This window comes from Geobacillus sp. C56-T2, from assembly GCF_007829715.1.
GTDB classification, from domain to species: Bacteria; Bacillota; Bacilli; order Bacillales; family Anoxybacillaceae; genus Geobacillus; species Geobacillus icigianus.
In genome coordinates this window covers 982,547-1,005,108 of record NZ_VJWB01000001.1, presented here as the reverse complement: position 1 = coordinate 1,005,108, position 22,562 = coordinate 982,547, and the positions used below count along the sequence as shown (strand labels likewise).

The 22,562-nt window shown below is 53.5% G+C and carries 26 protein-coding genes; 7 read left to right on the top strand and 19 right to left on the bottom strand.

Going from position 1 to position 22,562, the window contains the following annotated elements; all coding sequences use genetic code 11:
- The first annotated feature begins 242 nt into the window (after window positions 1–242).
- Window positions 243–416 (top strand): DUF5325 family protein, encoded by a 174-nt coding sequence (locus GC56T2_RS17745; protein ID WP_172706105.1) that lies wholly within the window; start codon window positions 243–245, stop codon window positions 414–416.
- A 275-nt stretch (window positions 417–691) separates the two neighbouring features.
- On the opposite strand, the gene GC56T2_RS05135 is transcribed toward GC56T2_RS17745, so the two are convergent.
- The 5 genes from GC56T2_RS05135 to GC56T2_RS05115 all read right to left on the bottom strand — a co-directional run bounded on the left by GC56T2_RS05135 (window position 692) and on the right by GC56T2_RS05115 (window position 4,860).
- Window positions 692–1,486: an inositol monophosphatase family protein gene (locus GC56T2_RS05135; RefSeq protein ID WP_144973528.1), complete on the bottom strand. Its 795-nt coding sequence runs from the start codon at window positions 1,484–1,486 to the stop codon at window positions 692–694.
- 79 nt (window positions 1,487–1,565) lie between these two features.
- Entirely contained in the window at window positions 1,566–1,781 is a 216-nt protein-coding gene (locus tag GC56T2_RS05130; protein WP_172418592.1) for a hypothetical protein, read from the bottom strand.
- A gap of 243 nt (window positions 1,782–2,024) precedes the next feature.
- Entirely contained in the window at window positions 2,025–3,389 is a 1,365-nt protein-coding gene (locus GC56T2_RS05125) for an ISLre2 family transposase (RefSeq protein WP_144973526.1), read from the bottom strand.
- 198 nt (window positions 3,390–3,587) lie between these two features.
- A complete protein-coding gene (locus GC56T2_RS05120) occupies window positions 3,588–3,884 on the bottom strand; it encodes a UPF0223 family protein (protein ID WP_033022123.1) in 297 nt (98 codons plus the stop codon).
- A 16-nt stretch (window positions 3,885–3,900) separates the two neighbouring features.
- Complete coding sequence (locus GC56T2_RS05115; protein WP_144973524.1) at window positions 3,901–4,860, bottom strand: NAD(P)H-dependent flavin oxidoreductase; 960 nt, start codon at window positions 4,858–4,860, stop codon at window positions 3,901–3,903.
- A gap of 156 nt (window positions 4,861–5,016) precedes the next feature.
- Between GC56T2_RS05115 and GC56T2_RS05110 the strand changes: the two genes are divergently transcribed.
- Entirely contained in the window at window positions 5,017–6,489 is a 1,473-nt protein-coding gene (locus tag GC56T2_RS05110; RefSeq protein ID WP_144973522.1) for an aminotransferase class I/II-fold pyridoxal phosphate-dependent enzyme, read from the top strand.
- 110 nt (window positions 6,490–6,599) lie between these two features.
- On the opposite strand, the gene GC56T2_RS05105 is transcribed toward GC56T2_RS05110, so the two are convergent.
- On the bottom strand, window positions 6,600–6,725 hold the full coding sequence (locus GC56T2_RS05105) for a GapA-binding peptide SR1P (protein WP_033022116.1): 126 nt from the start codon (window positions 6,723–6,725) through the stop codon (window positions 6,600–6,602).
- 182 nt (window positions 6,726–6,907) lie between these two features.
- Here GC56T2_RS05105 and GC56T2_RS05100 point away from each other — a divergent pair, with 182 nt between their 5' ends.
- Window positions 6,908–7,285 (top strand): DUF1885 family protein, encoded by a 378-nt coding sequence (locus GC56T2_RS05100; protein WP_033022115.1) that lies wholly within the window; start codon window positions 6,908–6,910, stop codon window positions 7,283–7,285.
- A gap of 220 nt (window positions 7,286–7,505) precedes the next feature.
- Here the strand turns inward: GC56T2_RS05100 and GC56T2_RS05095 are convergent, their stop codons facing one another.
- The 5 genes from GC56T2_RS05095 to pdhA form a co-directional block, all read right to left on the bottom strand.
- Window positions 7,506–7,748, bottom strand: coding sequence for a hypothetical protein (locus GC56T2_RS05095; RefSeq protein ID WP_033022113.1), 243 nt, complete (start codon window positions 7,746–7,748; stop codon window positions 7,506–7,508).
- Window positions 7,749–7,892: 144 nt separating this feature from the next.
- Window positions 7,893–9,305 carry a dihydrolipoyl dehydrogenase gene (lpdA, locus tag GC56T2_RS05090; RefSeq protein ID WP_033022111.1) on the bottom strand — a complete coding sequence of 471 codons (1,413 nt, stop codon included), beginning with the start codon at window positions 9,303–9,305 and terminating at the stop codon, window positions 7,893–7,895.
- Between the two features lie 4 nt (window positions 9,306–9,309).
- Window positions 9,310–10,605, bottom strand: coding sequence for a dihydrolipoamide acetyltransferase family protein (locus GC56T2_RS05085; RefSeq protein ID WP_144973520.1), 1,296 nt, complete (start codon window positions 10,603–10,605; stop codon window positions 9,310–9,312).
- Window positions 10,606–10,676: 71 nt separating this feature from the next.
- Complete coding sequence (gene pdhB / locus GC56T2_RS05080) at window positions 10,677–11,654, bottom strand: pyruvate dehydrogenase complex E1 component subunit beta (RefSeq protein ID WP_033022105.1); 978 nt, start codon at window positions 11,652–11,654, stop codon at window positions 10,677–10,679.
- Between the two features lie 3 nt (window positions 11,655–11,657).
- Window positions 11,658–12,767: a pyruvate dehydrogenase (acetyl-transferring) E1 component subunit alpha gene (pdhA, locus tag GC56T2_RS05075; RefSeq protein ID WP_144973518.1), complete on the bottom strand. Its 1,110-nt coding sequence runs from the start codon at window positions 12,765–12,767 to the stop codon at window positions 11,658–11,660.
- A 525-nt stretch (window positions 12,768–13,292) separates the two neighbouring features.
- On the opposite strand from pdhA, the gene def reads away from it, so the two are divergent.
- Entirely contained in the window at window positions 13,293–13,847 is a 555-nt protein-coding gene (def, locus tag GC56T2_RS05070; protein WP_144973516.1) for a peptide deformylase, read from the top strand.
- 52 nt (window positions 13,848–13,899) lie between these two features.
- Here def and GC56T2_RS05065 read toward each other — a convergent pair whose 3' ends face one another.
- Complete coding sequence (locus GC56T2_RS05065) at window positions 13,900–14,676, bottom strand: Cof-type HAD-IIB family hydrolase (RefSeq protein WP_144973514.1); 777 nt, start codon at window positions 14,674–14,676, stop codon at window positions 13,900–13,902.
- A 186-nt stretch (window positions 14,677–14,862) separates the two neighbouring features.
- On the opposite strand from GC56T2_RS05065, the gene GC56T2_RS18045 reads away from it, so the two are divergent.
- The 3 genes from GC56T2_RS18045 (at window position 14,863) to rnjA (ending at window position 17,012) form a co-directional block, all read left to right on the top strand.
- On the top strand, window positions 14,863–14,997 hold the full coding sequence (locus GC56T2_RS18045) for a hypothetical protein (RefSeq protein WP_255516023.1): 135 nt from the start codon (window positions 14,863–14,865) through the stop codon (window positions 14,995–14,997).
- Window positions 14,998–15,132: 135 nt separating this feature from the next.
- A complete protein-coding gene (locus tag GC56T2_RS05060; RefSeq protein WP_033022097.1) occupies window positions 15,133–15,348 on the top strand; it encodes a DNA-dependent RNA polymerase subunit epsilon in 216 nt (71 codons plus the stop codon).
- A complete protein-coding gene (gene rnjA, locus GC56T2_RS05055; RefSeq protein ID WP_144973512.1) occupies window positions 15,345–17,012 on the top strand; it encodes a ribonuclease J1 in 1,668 nt (555 codons plus the stop codon). Before GC56T2_RS05060 ends, rnjA begins: the two co-directional genes overlap by 4 nt.
- 261 nt (window positions 17,013–17,273) lie before the next feature.
- Here rnjA and GC56T2_RS05050 read toward each other — a convergent pair whose 3' ends face one another.
- From GC56T2_RS05050 to abbA, 7 genes are all read right to left on the bottom strand, one after another.
- On the bottom strand, window positions 17,274–17,936 hold the full coding sequence (locus GC56T2_RS05050) for a potassium channel family protein (protein ID WP_144973510.1): 663 nt from the start codon (window positions 17,934–17,936) through the stop codon (window positions 17,274–17,276).
- 511 nt (window positions 17,937–18,447) lie between these two features.
- Window positions 18,448–18,690 (bottom strand): YkuS family protein, encoded by a 243-nt coding sequence (locus GC56T2_RS05045; RefSeq protein ID WP_144973508.1) that lies wholly within the window; start codon window positions 18,688–18,690, stop codon window positions 18,448–18,450.
- Window positions 18,691–18,735: 45 nt separating this feature from the next.
- A complete protein-coding gene (locus GC56T2_RS05040; RefSeq protein WP_144973506.1) occupies window positions 18,736–19,872 on the bottom strand; it encodes an N-acetyldiaminopimelate deacetylase in 1,137 nt (378 codons plus the stop codon).
- 57 nt (window positions 19,873–19,929) lie between these two features.
- Window positions 19,930–20,640 carry a 2,3,4,5-tetrahydropyridine-2,6-dicarboxylate N-acetyltransferase gene (gene dapD / locus GC56T2_RS05035; RefSeq protein ID WP_144973504.1) on the bottom strand — a complete coding sequence of 237 codons (711 nt, stop codon included), beginning with the start codon at window positions 20,638–20,640 and terminating at the stop codon, window positions 19,930–19,932.
- A 73-nt stretch (window positions 20,641–20,713) separates the two neighbouring features.
- Window positions 20,714–21,586: a transcriptional regulator CcpC gene (locus tag GC56T2_RS05030; protein WP_144973502.1), complete on the bottom strand. Its 873-nt coding sequence runs from the start codon at window positions 21,584–21,586 to the stop codon at window positions 20,714–20,716.
- 97 nt (window positions 21,587–21,683) lie between these two features.
- Window positions 21,684–22,160 (bottom strand): cyclic-di-AMP-binding protein CbpB, encoded by a 477-nt coding sequence (gene cbpB, locus GC56T2_RS05025; RefSeq protein ID WP_144973500.1) that lies wholly within the window; start codon window positions 22,158–22,160, stop codon window positions 21,684–21,686.
- 101 nt (window positions 22,161–22,261) lie between these two features.
- Window positions 22,262–22,459, bottom strand: a complete 198-nt coding sequence (gene abbA / locus GC56T2_RS05020) for an antirepressor AbbA (protein WP_033022080.1) — start codon at window positions 22,457–22,459, stop codon at window positions 22,262–22,264.
- Window positions 22,460–22,562: the final 103 nt, after the last annotated feature.

The window sequence follows — 22,562 nt, the reverse complement described above, 5'->3', positions numbered from 1 at the left end:
GTTTGTCAATGTCGGTCACTCCTGTTTGGCAAACTGCTTGTCTATTATATCACAACGATAGAAAATCAGCATATTTTCCGGTAAACTAAAAAAGACGCGTCAATGCACGAGGCTGAAACAGCCGCTGAACGCCGGCCTGCTTGGGCCGCTTGCGGTTCAACTGAAAGAGGACGAAGCGAAAGGAGGAAGGGGGATTCTAGGCGGTTGCTTCCGCTGCTAAGCCGAGGAATCGCCCGCGCGAGATGAAACGAATCGAGCTTGTGCCGCTGCTGCTTTCGATTGTCGCGGTGGCCGCCATGATGGCGATCGGCGTCTTCATTGCCAAGCAAAGCGCCATCGGCATCGCCGCTTCCACACTGATCTTTATCGCTGTCATGGGCGTTGGATTCGCCCATAAAAAACGAACGCGCCGATGAACGAGGAGGGTGTCCCAAAGGGGCGGGACACCCTCACTCATCGCTATATATGGACACTAACTGTCCCTCTCCACACGATATGCTATGTCTTTCTTGAGAGGAAATCGCCTTTTGGGTCAGCCCCTCTTTCGTTGCATTATACGTTCTGACTGTTTCTGCCGCATGATACGTTGTGCCGATCTTATTCGATGATGGCCGCCAGCAGTCGGCCGCAAATATTCGGCAAAAAAGCAGACAACCTTTTGGGGCAATGAGCGCCACCGTGGCGGCGGCTGTCAACGTGAAAGATAGCGCTGCAAAATCTCTTCGTGCACTCCCGGTTTGGCGGCGAGCACTGAATTAGGGCCGAGCAAATCAAGCGGCTCGCCGTTCAAGTTTGTCACAACTCCGCCCGCTTCCTCAATCAAAACCATCCCGCCAGCGAAGTCCCACGGCGACAACCGCGGCGAAAGATAGGCGTCCAAACGCCCGGCGGCGACATACGCGAGCTCGAGAGCCGCCGACCCATATGAGCGCGTGCCGCGCGCCTCTTTCGCCAGCCGCACAAGCGGGCGATGGTCAAGGCGGCGATTTTCCATCAGCCATGTCGCATTGACAGCGATGACCGATTCCGCGATCGGCACCGGCCGCAGGCGGCTAAGCGGCTCGCCGTTCAACCACACCCCTTGTCCCTTTCGCGCCCAATACAATTCGTCAACGACGACGTCATACACATAGCCGAGCTGGCCGATGCCGTCGGCAAAAACGCCAATCGAAACGGCGAAATGACGCTGTTGATGAACAAAGTTCATCGTGCCGTCAATCGGGTCGATGATCCAAACGATTCCATCAAGCGCCTCGAGCGGATCGCCGAAGCCTTCCTCGCCCAACAGATGATGGTCCGGAAACCGGCGCCGGATTTGCGCGGCGAAAAACTGCTCAATGTCGCGGTCAACGTTGGTCACCAAATCGTTTGCATTCGCTTTCGTCTCGATCGTCAGCTTTTCGGCAAACGAGGCGCGGATGCGCTCCCCCGCTTCGCGAATCCATTGCTGGGCACATTGGTCGATTTCATCCCATTTTGCTGTCATGTCCATTCCTCCTCGCTTTCGTATGTACATCACCGCTGTCAAGAAAAAAACGAACCGCATGGTTCGCCTTGAATGATGATCATACTTGAAGGCGCATCAGTTCTTGGCGCAGTTTTTCCAGCCGCCGTTTGCATTCTTTTTTCTTTTCCTCATCATTTTCCATCATGGCTTCGTACAGCGTCGCAAGTTCGTAATCGAGCTCGAGCCGCAGCACCGCCATGCGTTTATCCCCGTCTGGGCGTTTCAGCGAATTGGCGGTTTTTTTCATGTTCATCCGCACCCCTTTCCCTGTCATCCGCGAAACCTCCGGCGCCCTTTGCCTGCTTCGTTTTGTTTTATATTATATTATGTGGAAAAAGAGGTGTATGCAACTAATTTGTGTGTTTAGAGTCAGTCAAGACTTTGTGGAGAACATTTTTTCGGTCTACTACGGGCGTTGTCAATCACCGGTTGGTAGACCATTTTTAGGAATTGATATCGTAAGCGCTTTCGGACTCTCATCCCTCTTCTTGAGCTGATTTTTGCTCGATCCATTTTTTTACATCCATCCGCCATCGCGAAGCGCCGACAATGCTTGGTAGATCGGCGTCCCCGATGACTGTTGAAGATACGGGATGTTCTGGCGCATCACCTCCGCCAACAACCGTCCTGCCTTCCGTTTGGCCTGTTTGATCCGCTCCAGCTTCGTCGGGGCCGAGGCTACCCTCTGGGGCTCTTCCTCCTCCAACTGCCCCGTTCTCCACCCTATTCCGTCGATTTGGGCCACCATCGCCTTCAGAAACGCCCAAAGTCCTTGGTCCTTCCAGCTGCGGCGGGATTTCACCCGGTACGCGAACCGGCTCATCACGCTCTCGGCGTGGCCCATCGGACGCATGCCGGCCGTCTCCACCCCTTGCGCCGACAGCCACTCCCGGTAGTCCCGGATGCATCCCGGCATCGACTCGATCCGGCGGATCATTTCGGCCAACTGCTCTTCTTTGGCTTCGTCCCCCAACGTACCGACGGCGCTGTTCAGTTCCACCAAAAGTCCTTCCTCGTCTTGCTTCGCCAGCTTCTTCCGCACCTCCCGCCAACGCGGGTGGCCGGACAGACACTGACGAAGCTCCCGCGCCACATGGAACCGATCCAACTGAAAGCACGCCCGCTTTCCGAAATACTCCCGGCAGGCGGTAATCCAAGATGCCGCGTCGCCGTTGATGACCAACAAGTCCCGGCACGGGTCATAGGCATATTCCTTCATCAGCCACGCTTCGAACCCTTCCCACACGTCCCCCGCCCCTTCATGGAGGTAGTGGCGCCGGTTCACGAGCTCCAGTTGCGAGCCGTTCCGTCTCCATCCCTCGTGAACCGCCAAGATTTTCTGCTCTTTCGCCCGTTTCCCTTTCCCTTGGCGGGAGATGAACAGTCCATCCGCTTCCACCAACAGCACCCGGCCATGCCGTTGGGAAACAGGGTGGTGCAGCGAGACAGGGGCCGCCAACACCAGCTGACGAATCGCCTCATGGCTGAGGACCGCATACCCCACGATCGCCTCCAACGTACGGGCTGCTTTGCGGTAGGAAGAGCACTCTATGGCCAACTCGACCGCCGTTTCCTCGAGGCAAGGACTGATCGATTGGGCTCCATCAAAGCCCAGTTCGGCATCCAACAAGAAGGTATACGCCCCTGCCTGCCGATCATAGTAGTAGTTCCGTCGGAACGTCACTTCTCCAAACAGCGTTTGGAGGGTGGTCGGCCGTTTGTCTTTCAGCTGATAGCGGCGCTTGTCCCTGGCTTCCGCCAGTTGTTGATCGATTTCCTCCAAAAGGGCCGCCAACACGATGGCAAACACGTTTTGAAGGGTTCTCAACAATTGTTCCTCCAGCTCTTTTAATACAGGCCATTGTGTGGTAAGATGTTTCATGGACTCTCTCCCTCCTGTTTTCGGTTGGTGTCAACAATCACTATCATAGCAGGGAGAGAGTCCTTTTTGCATGAAATTCGCTTTTTTCCTACCGCGCTTCGCTTGGTGGCCCCGACGAGCGTCGCGAACAAAAGTTCGCAACCCTCGTCGGGGATCCTTCCTGAACGTCACCCACAAATATTTTACTCACACGTGTGTTTACCTACCGCGCTGCGGCCCGTTCGGGGCGGGGTGAATCCAATCGCCGTCTTTCGCCTCTTTCGCCTGCTTCATCACCGCATAGGACGAATAGCCGCTTTCTTGCTCGAATTCGGCGTACAACCGGTTCTCCTCGCTTTTCGACGGGACGATCTCCTTAAAACGGCGATATCGGCTCATCAGTTCTTCGCGCCGAATTCCCTGTTCATAGGCCGTTTCAATCGCCGTGAAAAATTTGATGACATCGATGATTTCTTGCGTCGACCACTCATAGGAAAACGGATACGAATAGCTCATTTTCCCACCTCCGCTGTTAGTTTGCCCAGCGGCTCCGAATTTGTTCCGCCTCTTCGATCATGCGGGCAAACAATTCAGCGACAGACGGAATGTCGCGAATGAGGCCGATCGCCTGTCCGGCCCAAGCGAACCCTTCATCGACCTTTCCTTCATAAATGAAGCGCCGGTTTGCTTCTCCGCTAATATACTCCTTCAAGTCATCGTACGTGCCGCCTTGACGTTCGATTTCCACGATTTTTTCCGCCCAAGCGTTGGCGAGCACCCGCCCCGGCGCTCCGAGCGATCGCTTAATGATGATCGTATCCTGTTCTGTTGCGTTCACAATCATTTCCTTGTAAACCGGATGGGCATGGACGCATTCTTTCGTGGCGATAAACCGCGTTCCCATTTCGATCCCCTCCGCGCCGAGCGCCAACGCCGCCATCAGCCCGCGCCCATCGGCGATACCGCCGGAGGCGATGACCGGAATCGAGACCGAATCGACGACTTTCGGGATCAAAACGAACGTGCCGGTGTCATTTTTGCCGAGATGCCCGCCCCCTTCTTGACCGACAACCATCACCGCATCCGCCCCGAGCTCTTCCGCTTTTACCGCTTGGCGGACAGCGGCCACCAGAACAAGCTTTTTCACCTTCGTGCCTTTCAATTGCTCAAAAAACGAGGCCGGGTTGCCCCCGGTGACTGAAACGACCGGCACTCCCTCTTCAAGCGCAGCCTCGAGCATATGGGCGAACGGACGGCCGTGCTGGCCGATGGCGAAATTGACGCCAAACGGGCGATCGGTGTTCGCTTTCACCTTGCGAATCTCCTCGCGCAGCCGGTCCGGGCTTTCAAGCGACATGGCCGTGATTTGCCCAAGGCCGCCGGCATTCGAGACAGCGGCGGCCAGATCGGCGTACGCCAAATAGGCGAGCCCGCCTTGAATGATCGGATAGGTGATGCCAAGCAGCTCTGTCACTCTCGTCTTCCACTCCATCAAACCCATCTCCTTCTTTTATCTCGTCTTTCTACCTATTCTTGACTTCCTCTTCGTTTTCCTGTTTCCGCGCTCGCTTCTTTTTCTTTGCAAACGAAAAAATCCATGCTATAATGCATTTGTTTTATTTTTTAGGTAAAGAGGTGTGAAAAACCATTGTCGCAGCTTGAAACACCGTTGTTTACCGGCTTGTTGGAACACATAAAAAAAAATCCGGTCCAGTTCCATATCCCCGGCCATAAAAAAGGGGCCGGCATGGATCCGGAATTCCGCTCTTTTATCGGAGAAAATGCCTTGGCGATGGATTTGATCAACATCGGTCCGCTCGATGATTTGCACCATCCACGAGGAATGATCAAGCGGGCCCAAGAGCTCGCTGCCGAAGCGTTCGGGGCCGACTACACGTTTTTCTCCGTGCAAGGAACGAGCGGCGCCATCATGACGATGGTCATGTCGGTCGCCGGGCCGGGCGATAAAATCATCGTGCCGCGCAACGTCCATAAATCCGTGATGTCCGCCATTGTCTTTTCCGGGGCGACGCCGATTTTCATTCATCCGGAAATCGACAAGGAGCTTGGCATTTCCCACGGCATCACGCCGCAAGCGGTGGAAAAAGCGCTCCGCCAGCACCCGGATGCCAAAGGGGTGCTCGTCATCAACCCGACGTACTTCGGCATAGCGGGCGATCTGAAAAAAATCGTTGACATCGCGCACGCCTACGGTGTTCCGGTGCTCGTCGACGAAGCGCACGGCGTGCATATTCATTTTCATGAGCGCTTGCCGCTTTCGGCGATGCAGGCGGGTGCCGATATGGCCGCGACAAGCGTTCACAAACTCGGCGGCTCGCTGACGCAAAGCTCGATTTTAAACGTGCGCGAAGGACTCGTCTCAGCGAAGCACGTACAGGCGATTCTCAGCATGTTGACGACCACATCGACGTCGTATTTGCTGCTTGCTTCGCTCGATGTCGCTCGCAAACAGCTGGCCACCAAAGGCCGGGAGCTCATCGACAACGCCATCCGCCTCGCGGACTGGACGCGGCGACAAATCAATGAAATCCCGTATTTGTACTGCGTCGGCGAGGAGATTTTAGGCACGGAAGCGGTCTACGACTACGACCCGACCAAGCTGATCATTTCCGTCAAAGAGCTCGGATTGACCGGCCATGATGCCGAGCAATGGCTGCGGGAAGCGTTCAACATTGAAGTCGAGCTTTCCGATTTGTACAACATTTTGTGCATCATCACCCCCGGTGACAGCGAGCGCGAGGCCGGCCTTCTCGTGCAAGCGCTCCGCCGCCTATCGGCACAATTCAGCCACCAAGCGGAAGAAGGGGTAAAACCGAAAGTGCTTCTCCCGGACATTCCGGCGCTCGCGTTAACGCCGCGCGACGCCTTTTACGCCGAGACGGAAGTCGTTCCGTTCCGCGAATCGGCCGGGCGGATTATCGCCGAGTTTGTGATGGTGTATCCGCCAGGCATTCCGATTTTTATTCCGGGCGAAATTATTACGGAAGAAAACTTGAACTATATCGAGACGAATTTAGCCGCCGGCCTCCCCGTCCAAGGCCCGGAAGACGATACGCTGCAAACGTTGCGCGTCATTAAGGAACATAAGCCGATTTGGTAGCCGCCTAGGCCGCATTCGCCGGCTTGGGCGGTTTTGTTAAATAAACAGCGCGCATGTGCCCCCATCACATGCGCGCTACTTCATTCCTTCCCCCATTTTGTTTGACCGTTTTACTCCCCTTTTTCACCGTCATCGTCATGCCCGCAACCATCACATTGACCGTAAAGCGTAGTCACTTTTTCATCTTCGAAGTATGCAATCGTCGCTTCGCATGTTTGGCATACGATCGTGCCCATCCCCAAAACCCCTTTGTGATGATAAATTTCATTGTTGACTTTATAATAATATATCATATTTAGAATGTCAACTCTAATTTGTATGTCACATTTAAACCAATCATCTTCCTTTCAAAACTTTTTCATCAATATTCAGAAAAAATGTGGTACAATCGACGTAAAGAACGAAAGGAGAGGGGCGCATGAAAACAAGCTTGAAACTGAAGGCAGGACAAACCGTCGCGCTCGATGAAGTGAAACAGCTGCTTGAACGCTACCGGGCGGCGCTCGGCAAGACAGGAGAACAGCTAAGCTGGGCGTATGAACAAGCGGCTTTCCCATATACAGTGCATGAGCGCGAAGGAGTGCTGTACTTGCAAGGCGACGGCCGCCTGTATCGAGGGATGGCCGTTTCCGTGCGCACCGCCGGCGAACAATGTTTCATCGACATCGCGCTGCCGCCGGGCGCCACGCACGGAGACAAAGGCAAGGCGAATGAGTTCGGCAGGTGGCTGGCCAAAACGCTTGGCGGCGAATGGCATTTGTTTAGCGGCCGGACGATGGTGTTTGACGCCTCATAAACGGGCAGACGGCCGGTGAAACGATCGAAGGCATTCGTCAAGAAAGTCGGTGAAAAACCGCGGTTTACCTTGAAGGCTGGTGAAAAACGGCAGATTTCCTTCATCAGGCTGATGAAAAACGGCGAATTCCCTTCATACGCGTGAAAAGCAGCACCGATGCAACAACGTTTTTCTCGTCGGGAAAGGGCGGGGGTGACGACCGTTCCGCCTCTGCCCTCCGTCACTGCACCGCTTGCCATACCCATTGCTGACCGGCAAAGTACACCGCCGCTGTCCCAATCGTCGTCAATGCCGCCTGGCGCGTCGCCAGACCGAGCCGCCGCGCCAACAAAAAGGCGATATACATAAACACGCATAGCATCACCCCGCGGAAAAACGGCCGATCTCGTCCGGACAGCCACTCAATGATTGAAAAACTGCTCCAAATCATCATCTGCACTAAAAACGCCACATACGCTTTCATCTGATCCCTTCTCCCGCGTTTCTTTACCATAACGATATGAGACAAGGCCACAAAATAGTATGGGAATGGGACAAAAGTGGATCAAAACCGGCTAAAAAACGAAGCGGCTGAGCTTGAACGGTTTCAAGCCCAGCCGCTTTCGGCTTATTTTGTGACAATATGAATCGGTGTGCCAAGCGCCACTTCCGCCGCTTCCATGGCGATTTCACCGAGCGTCGGGTGGGCGTGGATCGTCAAGGCGATGTCTTCAGCCGTCATGCCGGCTTCAATCGCCAGCCCAAGCTCGGCGATCATGTCCGAAGCGTTCGGGCCGACGATTTGTGCACCGATGACGACGCCGTCTTCTTTGCGAACGACCAGTTTCACGAAGCCCTCGGTATCGTTGAGCGACAAGGCGCGGCCGTTGGCGGCAAACGGGAACTTCGCCGCGATGACATCGATGCCTTCCTCTTTCGCTTGCTGCTCAAAGTAACCGACCGAGGCGCATTCCGGATCGGAGAAGACGACCGCCGGAATCGCGACGTAATCGACCGCCGACGGGTGGCCGGCGATCGCTTCCGCCGCCACTTTCCCCTCATACGATGCTTTATGGGCGAGCGCCGGTCCCGGAACGATGTCGCCGATGGCAAAAATGTTCGGCACGCTGGTGCGGCATTGGTCGTCCACTTCAATCAAGCCGCGCTCGGTCATTTTGACGCCAATTTGTTCAAGGCCGAGCTCGTCGGTGTTCGGACGGCGGCCGACCGTCACCAGCACGTAGTCCGCGTCAACCGTTTTCGTTTCGCCGTTGGCTTCGTACGTGACCGTTACGCCGTCTGCGCGCTCTTCCGCCCCTTTGGCGAGCGCGTTCGTGACCACGTCGACGCCTTTTTTCTGCAAACGGCGCTTAATGATGCTGACCATTTGCTTTTCAAAGCCGGATAAAATTTCCCCGGCCCCTTCTAAAATCGTCACTTTCGCCCCGAAGTTGGCGTAGGCGGTGCCAAGTTCGATGCCGATGTAGCCGCCGCCGATGACGACAAGCGATTTCGGGATTTCCCCGAGGTTGAGCGCTCCGGTCGAATCGAGGATGCGGTTGGAAAACTTGAAGTTCGGCAGTTCAATCGGGCGCGAGCCGGTCGCGATAATGGCGTTTTTAAACGTGTACGTCTGCGCGCTGTCGCCGTTGACGACACGCACCGTGTTGGCGTCGACGAAATAGGCTTCCCCTTTGACAATCTCGACCTTGTTGCCTTTCAGCAAGCCTTCTACGCCGCTTGTCAGCTTTTTGACGACGCTTGCTTTCCATTCCTGCACTTTTGCGAAATCGACCGTGACATTTTCGGCCTTAATGCCCATCTCTTCGGAATGTTTCGCTTGCTCATACCGGTGACCGGCCGAGATCAACGCCTTTGACGGAATGCAGCCGACGTTTAAGCAGACGCCGCCTAAATTCCCTTTTTCGACAATCGTCACTTTTTGCCCGAGCTGCGCGGCGCGAATGGCGGCCACATAACCGCCAGGGCCGGCGCCGACGACGAGCGTTTCCGTTTCAATTGCAAAATCGCCAACTACCATCGTTTTACGCCTCCATTAATAAGAGTTCTGGATCGCTTAACAGCTGTTTGATATGGTTGAGCGCCTTCTGCGCCGTTGCCCCATCGATCATCCGATGGTCGAAGCTGAGCGAGAGCGCCAAGACCGGTGCGGCGACAATTTCCCCGTCGCGGACGATCGGTTTTTCCGCGATGCGGCCGATGCCGAGAATCGCCACTTCCGGATGGTTGATGACCGGAGTGAACCATTGCCCGCCGGCCGAGCCGATGTTCGTGATCGTGCACGAGGCGCCTTTCATTTCATTTGGCGCCAGCTTGCCGTCGCGCGCTTTTTCCGCAAGTTCGTTGATTTCCTTCGCCAAGGCGAAAATCGGCTTCCGGTCGGCATGTTTAATGACCGGGACGAGCAAGCCGCGGTCCGTGTCAGCGGCGATGCCGATGTTGTAATAGTGCTTATGGATGATTTCTTCGCTGGCATCGTCAATGGACGTATTGAGCGCCGGATATTCACGCAGCGCGGAAACAAGCGCTTTGACGACGTACGGCAAGAACGTCAGCTTGATTCCTTTGTCCGCCGCGATCGCTTTGAACTTTTTCCGATGAGCAACGAGCTTCGTCACGTCGACTTCGTCCATGAGCGTCACGTGCGGAGCCGTATGTTTCGAATGCACCATCGCTTTGGCGATCGCGCGACGGATGCCGCTCATTTTCTCGCGCGTTTCCGGGAATTCGCCTTCCGGCACAACCGGTTTCGCCGTTGGCGCTTGCGGCGCTGCTTTCTCTTCCGGCGCTTGCGCTGCCGAAGGAGCTGCAGCTTTGGCGCCGCCGGCGAGGAAGGCGTCAATGTCTTCTTTCAAAACGCGGCCGTTTTTGCCCGTTCCTTGCACAAGCCGGATGTCCACGCCTTTTTCCCGCGCGTATTTGCGCACGGACGGCATCGCGATGACGCGGCGGTTCGGTTCCGCGTCGGCGGCAGCTGAAGCGGCGGTCCCACCGTTTTCCTCTTTCGACACCGTTTCCGCTTTTTCCTCTTTTTTCGTCTCTTCTTCGTGCTCTTGCCCTTTAAACGTCATGTTTTCATATCCGGGCGCATCGAGCGTAATGAGCGTTTGTCCGACCGTCGCCACCGTTCCTTCTGGGACGACGATCTCAAGCACTTTTCCTTTCACCGGGGAGGGAATTTCCACGACCGCCTTGTCGTTTTGCACTTCGCACAATACGTCATCTTCGTTCACTTCATCGCCCGGCTTGACGAACCATTTGACGATCTCGCCTTCATGAATGCCTTCGCCAATGTCCGGCAGCTTAAATTCAAATGCCACTGTAGGTCGACCTCCTATCGTTTGCCGAAAATGAGCGGGGGAGAACGCTTCGTTCCCCCGGCTTGTCCTGATTAGAAGTTGATCGCTTTTTTCGCCGTCTCGATCACGTCTTTAAAGTTCGGCAGCCACACCGATTCCGCTTGGGCGAACGGATACACCGTATCCGGTGCGGCAACGCGAAGCACCGGCGCTTCAAGGCTTAAAATGGCCCGTTCGTTAATTTCGGCGACCACGTTGGCGGCGATGCCGGCCTGCCGCTGCGCTTCTTGAACGACGATGGCGCGGCCCGTTTTCTCCACCGAACCGATGATCGTTTCAATATCGAGCGGCTGCACGGTGCGCAAGTCGACAACTTCAGCGGAAATGCCTTCCTTCTCTAATTCTGCCGCCGCTTTTAGCGATTCATGCACCATGGCCCCGTACGCAATGATCGTAATGTCTTTTCCTTCGCGCTTAATGTCCGCCTTGCCGATCGGAATCGTGTACTCTCCTTCCGGCACTTCTTGGCGGAACGAACGGTACAGCTTCAAATGCTCAAGGAAAATGACCGGATCATTGTCGCGGATCGCCGAAATGAGCAGCCCTTTGGCGTCATACGGCGTTGACGGAATCACGACCTTCAGCCCCGGCTGCTGGGCGACAAGCCCTTCCAAACTGTCCGAGTGCAATTCCGGCGTATGGACGCCGCCACCGAACGGCGAACGAACCGTAATCGGCATATGGTAGCGGCCGCCGGTGCGGTAGCGGATGCGCGCCATTTGTCCGCAAATCGAATCCATCACTTCATAGACGAAGCCGAAAAACTGAATTTCCGGCACCGGGCGGAATCCTTGCAAGGCCAAGCCGATCGCCAAGCCGCCGATCCCCGATTCAGCCAGCGGCGTATCAAAGACGCGCTCTTCGCCAAATTCCGCTTGCAGGCCTTCCGTGGCCCGAAAGACGCCGCCGTTGACCCCAACGTCTTCCCCAAACACGAGCACGTTCGGATCGTTTTTCAACTCGATGCGCAGCGCATCGGTGATCGCTTGAACCATTGTCATTTGCGCCATGGCTTACTTCGACTCCTTCTCTTTATAAATTTCGTACTGCTCTTTCAAGTTGAACGGCAACTCTTCGTACATGATGCTGATCAAGTCGGTCACTTTTTGTTTCGGCGTCTCATCCGCTTTTTTGATCGCCTCTTTGATGTCCTCTTTCGCCTGCTCGATGACGCGGTTTTCTTCTTCTTCGCTCCACAACCCTTTCGCTTCTAAAAACTTGCGGAAACGCACCAGCGGGTCTTTTTTCGCCCATTCGTTTTCGAGCTCTTTCGAACGATAGCGCGTCGGATCGTCGCCGGACATCGTGTGCGGACCGTAACGGAAGCAAAGCGTTTCGATGAGCGTCGGCCCTTCGCCGTTCACCGCGCGCTCGCGGGCTGCTTTCACCGCCGCGTAAACCGCCAGCACATCCATGCCATCGACTTGAATGCCCGGAATGCCGGCCGCGACCGCTTTTTGCGCCAACGTCTTGGCGACCGTCTGCTTTTCAACCGGCGTCGAAATGGCAAAGCGGTTGTTTTGCACGACAAAGATGGCCGGCGCTTGAAACGCCCCCGCAAAGTTGATCCCTTCGTAGAAATCGCCTTGCGATGTGCCGCCGTCACCCGTATATGTAATGGCTACCGCTTTTTTGCCCCGCATTTTCAGGCCGAGCGCCACGCCAGCCGCTTGGATGTATTGAGCCCCGATGATGATTTGCGGCGGCAAGACGTTGACGCCTTCCGGAATTTGGTTGCCGTGAAAATGACCGCGCGAGAACAAAAACGCTTGATACAGCGGCAGCCCATGCCAGATGATTTGCGGAACGTCACGATATCCCGGCAAAATGAAATCTTCCTTTTCAAGCGCAAAATGGCTGCCGATTTGGCTCGCCTCTTGTCCGGCAGTCGGCGCGTAAAAGCCGAGGCGCCCTTGGCGGTTCAACGAAATGGAGCGCTGGTCAAGAATGCGCGTATACACCATGCGGCGCATCAGCTCTTTCAGCTGCTCATCGCTTAACTCCGGCATCGCCTCTTCGTTAGTGACTTCGCCTTCTTCATTCAAAATTTGGAACATCGGAAACTGCTCGGCCACTTTTTCGAGCTGCTCCGCGAATCGAAATTGGGAGGTTTTCACACCCATTTTGTTCACCTCTGCCTTTCATCGGTAATTTGGAAATTTGGCTGCATCCATCCATATACTATTACTGTACCCAAACGGAAGAAGAAATAAAAAAACAATCACCCGCAGGCGCCCTCGGTCACAAAACGAGACGCCAAACCTGTATTACTGTTTTTTTTGCCCCGACTAATACAACGTGCATTTGCAAGTTTTAGTTTACACGTTCTTTTTCCAACCGTCAACGACTTTGATTTATCGCGATTCTCTTTCTTACCTATGGATGAATTTGGATAAAAAAACTTCTCGATCAAAACTGTTATATTACATGAACCGAACCCTGTCTAAGTCCTGTATTATATTTTTCCACAATAGAAGATGCATGATGATTTGGCTAAGGAAATGAAAGCGTTTTCCGATTTTTGTTGCTGAACTTCTTTATTCTCCAATAATGTATCCGTTCCGTTGCATTTTCATTTACGCACGGTGGGCGTTTTGTTAGACTAGACGATAGACAGCGATGCCGAAGACAAGGAGTGAAACGAGCGAATGATCACGATGAAAGATATTATTAAAGAAGGGCATCCGACGCTGCGGAAAGTGGCCGAACCTGTTCCGCTGCCGCCTTCGGAAGAAGATCAGCGCATTTTGCAAAGCTTGCTCGACTATGTGAAAATGAGTCAAGACCCTGAGCTGGCGGCCAAATACGGGCTGCGGCCCGGCATTGGGCTCGCCGCCCCGCAAATCAACGTCTCAAAGCGGATGATCGCCGTCCATGTCACCGATGAAAACGGGACATTGCACAGCTACGCGCTGTTCAATCCGAAAATCGTCAGCCACTCCGTTCAGCAGTGCTACTTGACGACCGGGGAAGGATGCCTGTCGGTCGACCGCGACGTGCCGGGATATGTGCCGCGCTATGCGCGCATCACTGTGACCGGGACGACGATCGACGGCGAAGACGTCACACTGCGCTTGAAAGGGTTGCCGGCGATCGTCTTTCAGCATGAAATCGATCACTTAAACGGCATTATGTTCTATGACCGCATCAATCCCGATGACCCGTTTCGAGTTCCGGACGGGGCGATTCCAATTGGGCGTTAAAAGCCCCCTATAAATGGCGAGCGGCCCAGCCGAAAAGGCCAAGGCCGCTTTTTCATCGGATGAGCTGCAGCTGTTTCAATCCATACCAAATGCCTTCCTGATCGACCGGCTTCGTAACGAAGTCGGCGACCCTTTTCACTTCCTCATGGGCGTTGCCCATGGCCACCCCGGTTCCGACGAACGAGAGCATTTCAATGTCATTCAATCCGTCGCCAAACGCATACACATTCTTCTTATCGATCCCGAGCTTTTCGATCATTAGGCGAATGCCTTCCGCCTTCGAGCCTCCTGCCGGCAGCACATCGGTCGAAACATCGTGCCAACGGACAAAGCGGAATTCCGGATACTGGTGCACATACGGCTGTTCCTCCGCCGCGTGGCAAAACAGCAGCGCTTGATAAATATCATTGTTTTCATAGTAGAGGGGATCAACAGGCGGATGGGCAAATTTTAAGCTGCCCATGCTGACGTGAATGTGCGGATGGTCGCCGACGCTGGCCCGCATTTCTTCAGCATCCATAAAAACGAGCGGGTGGCCGTTTTCATGAGCGGCGCGGGCCAGCTCCCGGAGCTTCTCGCGGCGAAGCGGCTGTTTGTATAGCACATTCCCTTCAAAAACGACGTACTGACCGTTGAAGCTGACGAACGAATCAATGCCAAGCTGTTTGCGGACATGCTCAAACATAAACGGCGCTCGCCCTGTGGCAATGGCGACATACACGCCCGATTGCTTCAAGCGCCGGATCGCCTCGATCGTTGACGGCGGCAGCTGTTTTCGTTCGTCAAGCAGCGTCCCATCGATATCGAAAAACACTATTTTTTGATCCATGTTCTCTTCCCCTTGCTGAAAATCGATTCTTCATTCGTTTACCGTACTGAAAAATCGCAAAAATGTCAATCGAAAAGACGCCGAGGTTCCATTTTTACCCATGAAAAACAAGCCCTTGTCTACATATCATATATAATAGAACATTTACTTTCGCCACAAAATGAGTACAATAAAAGGTAAGGAGTGATGAAACATGTTGAAAAAGCTGAAAAAAAAGCTGCTTCAACAGTGGAAAGATCTGCTCCGAAAAAAATCAATCGCCTAGCCGCTACAACGACAGCCCTTCCGCTTGAAGGGCTTCTTTCCCACTTTGACGAATGAAACGGCCGATGTTCGTCAAAGATGTACATATCGTCGGCCTGTTTTTTTGCTTTTTGCAACAAAACACATGAAAATGGCATTCCATTCCTATATAATAAATAAAGCAACGATTGCACGATAAGGAGAGATTTTGTGATGATTTTCAAAGTGTTTTACCAAGAAAACGCGGACGAGGTGCCCGTAAGAGAAAAAACAAAAACGCTCTATATCGAAGCAGAATCGGAGCGGGAAGTACGCCGAAAGCTCGATGGCCGTTCGATCAACATCGAATATATTCAGCCGTTAGAGGGAGCGCATTTAGACTACGAAAAGAAAAGCCCTAATTTTCAAGTATTGGAGACGTCATCATGAAACTATTGACAGACGAACAAGTTGGCGTTTTTGCCCTCGGCGGACTGGGTGAAATCGGCAAAAATACATACGGCGTACAATTCCAAGATGAAATTATCGTGATTGACGCGGGCATCAAGTTTCCGGAAGATGAGTTGCTCGGCATCGATTACGTCATTCCCGACTATTCGTATTTAGTAAAGCATGCCGACAAGGTGAAAGGGCTGTTCATCACCCACGGGCACGAAGACCACATTGGCGGCATTCCGTACTTGCTCCGGCAGGTGAACATTCCGATTTACGGCGGCAAACTGGCGCTCGGGCTGATTCGCAACAAATTGGAAGAGCACGGGTTGCTGCGCCAAGCAAAGCTTATTGAAATTCGCGAAGACGATGTCATCCGCTTCCAAAAAACGGCCGTTACCTTTTTCCGGACGACACACAGCATTCCGGACAGCTACGGCATCGTCGTCAAAACGCCGGTTGGCCAAATCGTCCATACCGGAGATTTCAAATTCGACTTTACTCCCGTTGGCGAGCCGGCCAACTTGACAAAAATGGCCGAAATCGGGAAAGAAGGCGTCCTTTGCTTATTATCAGACAGCACAAACAGCGAGATTCCGCATTTTACAATGTCCGAACGGCGCGTCGGCGAAAGCATCCACGACATTTTTCGCAAAGTAGAAGGGCGCATCATTTTCGCCACTTTTGCTTCCAACATCCATCGGCTTCAGCAAGTGACGGAAGCGGCTGTCGCCAACAACCGGAAAATCGCCGTCTTCGGCCGCAGCATGGAAGCGGCCATTGAAATCGGACAAGATCTCGGCTACATTAAATGCCCGAAAGGCACGTTCGTCGACGCGAACGAAATCAACCGCCTGCCAGCGCATCGGGTGACGATTTTGTGCACCGGCAGTCAAGGGGAACCGATGGCCGCCTTGTCGCGCATCGCGAGCGGTACGCACCGGCAAATTCAAATCATCCCGGGCGACACGGTCGTCTTTTCTTCATCGCCGATCCCGGGCAACACCGTGAGCGTCAACCGAACGATCAACATGCTATACCGAGCCGGCGCCGAAGTGATTCATGGGCCGCTCAACGATATCCACACCTCCGGGCACGGCGGACAAGAAGAGCAAAAGCTGATGATCCGGTTGATGAAGCCGAAATATTTCGTGCCGATCCACGGCGAATACCGGATGCAAAAAATGCACGCCAAGCTCGCCATCGACTGCGGCGTGCCGGAGGAAAACTGCTTTATTATGGACAACGGCGAAGTGCTCGGCATCAGCGACAAAGAAGCGCGCATCGTCGGCAAAATTCCGTCCGGTTCGGTCTACATCGATGGCAGCGGCGTCGGCGACATCGGCAACATCGTCTTGCGCGACCGCCGCATTTTGTCGGAGGAAGGGCTCGTGATCGTCGTCGTCAGCATCAACATGAAAGACTTTAAAATCGCCGCCGGCCCTGATATTATCTCTCGCGGCTTCGTCTATATGCGCGAATCAGGCGATTTGATCAACGAAGCGCAGGCGCTTATTGCCAAACATCTCGCGAAAGTGCTCGAACGAAAAACGAACCAATGGTCGGAAATTAAAAATGAAATTACCGAAACGCTCGCCCCGTTCTTATACGAGCGGACAAAACGGCGGCCGATGATTTTGCCGATCATCATGGAAATCTAAAAGGTTGGCAAAAAATCACCATTTCCCTTGATCGGTGATTGTAGCGGGGGAGGCAACAACGGTTTCTACTTGAGAAACGATGCCGAGAAGCGGTTAGGCGAGTCAATCGCCAGCCTCCTAAAAAAGGATTGTGTCATCCGCCGACTACTTTCAGATAAATAGAAAAGCAAGTGGAGAGAACGAATCGTTTTCTCCACTTGCTTCATTATTAGGGACTGATCGGACAGCCCTTTTTTCGCTGCCGACGTCTCCGATTCACCGTCACCCGACGACTTCTTCCTCAAATCGGTCGATGTCGCTGTCGGCGCCGATCACAACCAACACATCGCCTTTGCGGATGATTTCCGAGGCGAGCGGCGACACGATGACGCTCGCCCCGCGCTTGATGGCGACGATGTTGATGCCGTAGCGGGCGCGGATATCAAGTTCCAAAAGCGAATGACCGTCAAGCCGTTGGCTCGCCACGATCTCGACGATGCTATATTGATCAGAGAGCTCCAAATAATCCAACACGTTGTTGGAAATCAAATTATGGGCAATCCGTTCGCCCATATCCCGCTCCGGGTGCACGATTTGATCGGCACCGATTTTTTTCAGCACTTTCTCATGATAGTCATTGGTCGCCTTGACGGTAATATGGTGGACACCGAGCTCTTTTAAAATGAGCGTCGTTAAAATGCTCGCCTGAATGTTGTCGCCGATCGCAACAATGACGTGATCAAAGTTGCGGATCCCTAAGCTTTTCAGCACGTTTTCATCGGTCGTATCACCGACGACGGCGTGCGAAGCGATGGACGCAAACTCGTTCACCCGATCCTCATCAATGTCAATGGCGAGCACTTCCATTCCTTGTTCGCTCAATGTGCGGCAAATGCTTCCGCCAAAACGCCCGAGTCCGATGACGGCAAATTGTTTCTTTTTCATCGTTTCTCCTCCATCGTTCGTCAATTCATCGTTCTTCGCTCCTATTGTACCAAAAAATGCGGCCACTGACTGCTGCTGTTTCCGCCTCTTCGGTAGGGGGTGAAAGACCATCCTCTTGGTCGCCAGAAGTCAAAACCGCCATGCGTCCGCACTGACAACGAGGCAAAATCAAAGCGAACTAGGAGTCCGGTGATTTCGGGCAAAATACTGCTGAGTTCCACCCATTTCTCAATGAGAGAAACCTCACAAAATCAGCTTTCGTTTCTGAATAAAAATGCCTCCAATTGGTGTGACAGCGGTTTTTCACCAGCCTTCTAGACGGTTGGTGAAAAACATTGGTTTCCTTTAGTTGACGAAAAAAGTTTGCATTGTTGCAAAGCTTTTCTATTTGAGAAACAATGCTGGGAAGCAGTTGCGCGAGTAAATCACCGGCCTTCTAGGTGTCAAGAGCCTAGCCGCTTGGCGCACAAAAAACCGGGCTGTCAGCGCGCCTAGCCCGGTTTTTGGATCATCAACGAAGTTTTTCTTCAACTTTTTGGCAAATCTCTTCCGCGCTGAGCCCGCTCGCTTCCACCACCGGGCCGGACGTGACCGCGTTTTGAATGCCGGCAACGTTTGCATCCAAACCGGTAATGACGCAGCAGTCGCAACCTTTTGCGTCTTGCTCCCCACGGAGAGGCACAACGTCATGCCCTCGTTCTCTCAACGCTTCTTGCACATCGGTCAGCGATGGCTCAACACCAATTTTCGCCATCCCACTCCACCTCCTCACCCATAATGTGCCTTGTCAGAGGTGGAACTATACTTCTGAATTCCCCTTCCAGGAAAAATAGTCGATCAAAAACGCAATCGCGCGGTCGATCGCTTCCTCGTTCGGAGCGAGTTTGGCATGGTGCAGCCCGTATGGCGACTCAACGCCGAGCCAAAACATAAAACCCGGGATGTCGGCCAGCATGTAGCCGAAATCTTCGCCGGTCATCGCCGCGTTGCAACTGATGACATTCACGCCGCCGTGCGCCGCAGCAAACTTCATAAATTCCGCTGTCAGCTCCGGATCGTTGTACACTTGATGGTACATCGCCCCGTAATCAATAGCGGCTTCACATTCGTACGCGACTTCAACACCGTGCACGATCGCTTCAATCCGCCGTTTCACCTTCTGCATCGCCGCGGCCGACAGCGTCCGAATCGTTCCCTCGAGCCGAGCGCGCTCGGCGATGACGTTTTGCACCGTCCCGCCGGTAATTTTTCCGATCGTAATGACCGCGCTGTCAAGCGGGTCAACGTTGCGGGCAACAATCGACTGCAGCTGCGTCACCAACGCGCAAGCGGCGACGACCATGTCATTCGCCAAATGCGGAAACGCTGCGTGGCCTCCTTTTCCCTTCAAGTCGATAAACAGCTCCGACGTATTGGCAAACAGCAGCCCTTCTTTCGTTGCGATCGTGCCGACCGGATATTCCGGGGCAATATGCAGGGCAAGGATCATATCCGGCTTCCATTCCTGCATGATGTCGCTTTCGATCATCGGCTTGGCCCCACCCGGTCCTTCCTCCGCCGGCTGGAAAATAAACAGCAAGTCATCTTGAATTGGATGATGAGCAAAATGGGTGAGCACGCCAAGGGCGATGCTCATATGGACATCGTGGCCGCACGCATGCATGCAGCCGTCATGCGTCGACCGATACGGCAAGCCCGTCTCCTCGCGAATCGGCAGCCCATCCATATCGGCGCGGTAGCCGATCATTTTGCGCGGTGATGTTCCGTTGACTTTGACAAAAATTCCGGTTTTCCACGTCCGGACTTGAAGCCGCTCTTGTGGCAACGATTGGATATAACGCAGCAAATAGTGCTGCGTCTTAACCTCCTGAAACCCAAGCTCCGGGATTTGATGCAAGTCGCGGCGAATGGCGACAAATCGGCTGATCGCTTCCATCTTCTTCTCCTCCATGGGAAAAAAGCTGTCCTCGTCAAGGGACAGCCTTTCGTGTGATTACAATTGGCGAAGCTCCTGTTTAATCTCCGTTTTCGCCCGCGTTTGCTCGTCAATTTGCTTAATGACGCGCGCCGGCACGCCGGCGACCACCGTATACGGCGGCACGTCTTCGACGACGACCGCGCCCGCAGCGACGACCGCCCCTTTGCCGACGGTCACGCCTTCTAAAATGACGGCGTTCGCCCCGACAAGCACATCATCTTCAATGACAACCGGCTTAGCCGATGGCGGCTCGATCACGCCCGCCAACACGGCACCAGCACCGATATGGCAGTTTTTCCCGACCGTCGCCCGGCCGCCGAGCACGGCGTTCATGTCGATCATCGTTCCTTCGCCGACGACGGCGCCGATGTTGATCACCGCTCCCATCATAATGACGGCGTTGTCGCCAATTTCGACATGGTCGCGGATGATCGCTCCCGGCTCGATGCGCGCCTTGATGCCTTTCAAATCCAAGAGCGGAATGGCCGAGTTGCGGCGGTCGTTTTCGACGACATAGTCTTCAATTTTGTCTTGATTTGCCTCGATGGCGGCTTGAATGTCTTGCCATTCGCCAAACACGATGCCGACGTTGCCGGTCATAAACGTTTTCGCGCTTGGGCCGAAATCGATGCCATCAAGCTCTCCTTTTATGTATACCTTCACAGGCGTGGATTTTTTGCTGTTTTGAATAAACGAAATGATTTCATTGGCGTCCATCATCTTCATGGGCGACATCCTCCTTTGCAGCTGTATTCTTTTTTACTTTAGCAAACGAGAGTTCATCGTGACAAGCATAAATTCACGGGACAAAACGGCGCAGCACCTTTTCGAAGGCTTGTACTTGCGGAAGCTGCCACGCCGCTTCCGAGCTGATCAGCCACGTATCTCTCGTCATCGGCTCACCGCGCTTATTTTTTAACGGTATCATATGAACAACATATTGTTCGCGGTCATCTAAAGCGATTTCCGGTAAAATCGCATAACCAACGCCATGATAGGCGAGCTGTTTGCACGTTTCAATTTGATCGACCATCACCGTGCGCGCCGGCAAAGCTTGAAATTGTTCATGCCACCATTGTTGAATATGCAGCGAATAAGTCGAATCACTTTTAAATTGAATGAACGGGCGCTCGGTGTGGCGCAGCTGCTCCAAATCGTGAATTTCTTGGTCGACCAAATAGAGCTGATCGGTAAATAGCCGCGTCGCGATCCCGCTCCAGTTCGGCTCTCCGCGAACAATCCCAAGCTGAAATCGATTTTCGTACATATGGCTCAGCACTTCGCTTGTCCATCCCGTCGTCAACGAAACGTTGACATCCGGATATAATTTGATAAATGTTTTTAAAACGGGGGGCAGCCAATGCTGGGCAACAATGGACGTGACCGCTATCGTTAACGTCCCGCTAATCTGTCCGACCCGTCGTTGGATCTCCTCTTTGACTCGCTTCGTTTTCTGCACGGTTTCTTTCGCCAGTTGGACGATTTTTTCCCCCTCTGGCGTTAACAGCAACCCTCGCGGAGACCGGATAAATATTTTCACATTCCAGCTCGCTTCGATCGCCTGCAGCCGTTGAGACAACGCCGACTGCGTCACATACAGCCGGGCGGCCGCTTTCCTCATATTCAATTCTTCCGCCAAAACAGCGAGGATTTCATACTCTGAACTGTTCAAAACGATCCTCCTTTTCCTTTCCGCCTCGGCGGGGGACGATCGCCGAGGCGATGGTCGGAACGAACGATAACCATGTTGCAGATGGCAACTTTCCTGCTCATTGTTCAGCTTCTTTTCGGTCCGACTTCCGGCCGCCGTTAGATTTATGCAGCTGTTTATTCAGTTGTTTCAATATCTCCCGGCGAGTGAAAATGCCTGCAAAGTAGCCATCATCATTTTCGACGCAGACGAACGGATGGTTGACAATGAGCCCGATGGCTTTCGTCAGGCTGTCGGTAAGCCGCAGGCGCGGAATGTTTCGGTTCATCACGTCTTCCACTTTCATCGTTTCGAGCCGTTCGAATTCGATGCGCTCCAATCCTAAAATCGCGTCCATGATCATCGTTATGCTGATCAGCCCTTGCAGCTTGTAGGATGTATCCAACACCGGAATCGCTGAATAACCGGTTTTAGTGAGAACGAGCAGCGCGTGATCCAAATAGTTTTCCGGCTGGACGTGCGCCACTTTATCCGCAGAAATAAGAAATGGTTTGACTGTCATAAGAATTGCCTCTTTGTCTTTCAACCATGTCATACCGTTGTTCCGCCTTTCTCTGTTTGTCTTCTCCTCTCCCTCATCATCATATCATAAAAAAGACTATCGCTTCTTGCCAAGCGATAGCGCGAGACAATCTTTTAAGCTTCTTCAGTAAACAGACGGTCATATAAGCGCAACAGCTGCCGGTATCGTTGTTCATCGGCTTTTTTATCACCGTTTTCGATATCCGCCAGCTCGGAACGGACGAGCTCTAGCGCATATTGCTGACTGAACAACACGTCAAGCAACAACATCGCTTCCTCGCCCGACAGCTCCGGCGGCAGCCGCTTGGCCATCTCCATTCCCCCTTTGCCTCTTCCGCTTCCATATATATTCGCCGGCCACAAAAAAAAGTCATGGAAAAAAGCGTCATGTAGAGGCAAACAGAAAGAGGGTGTC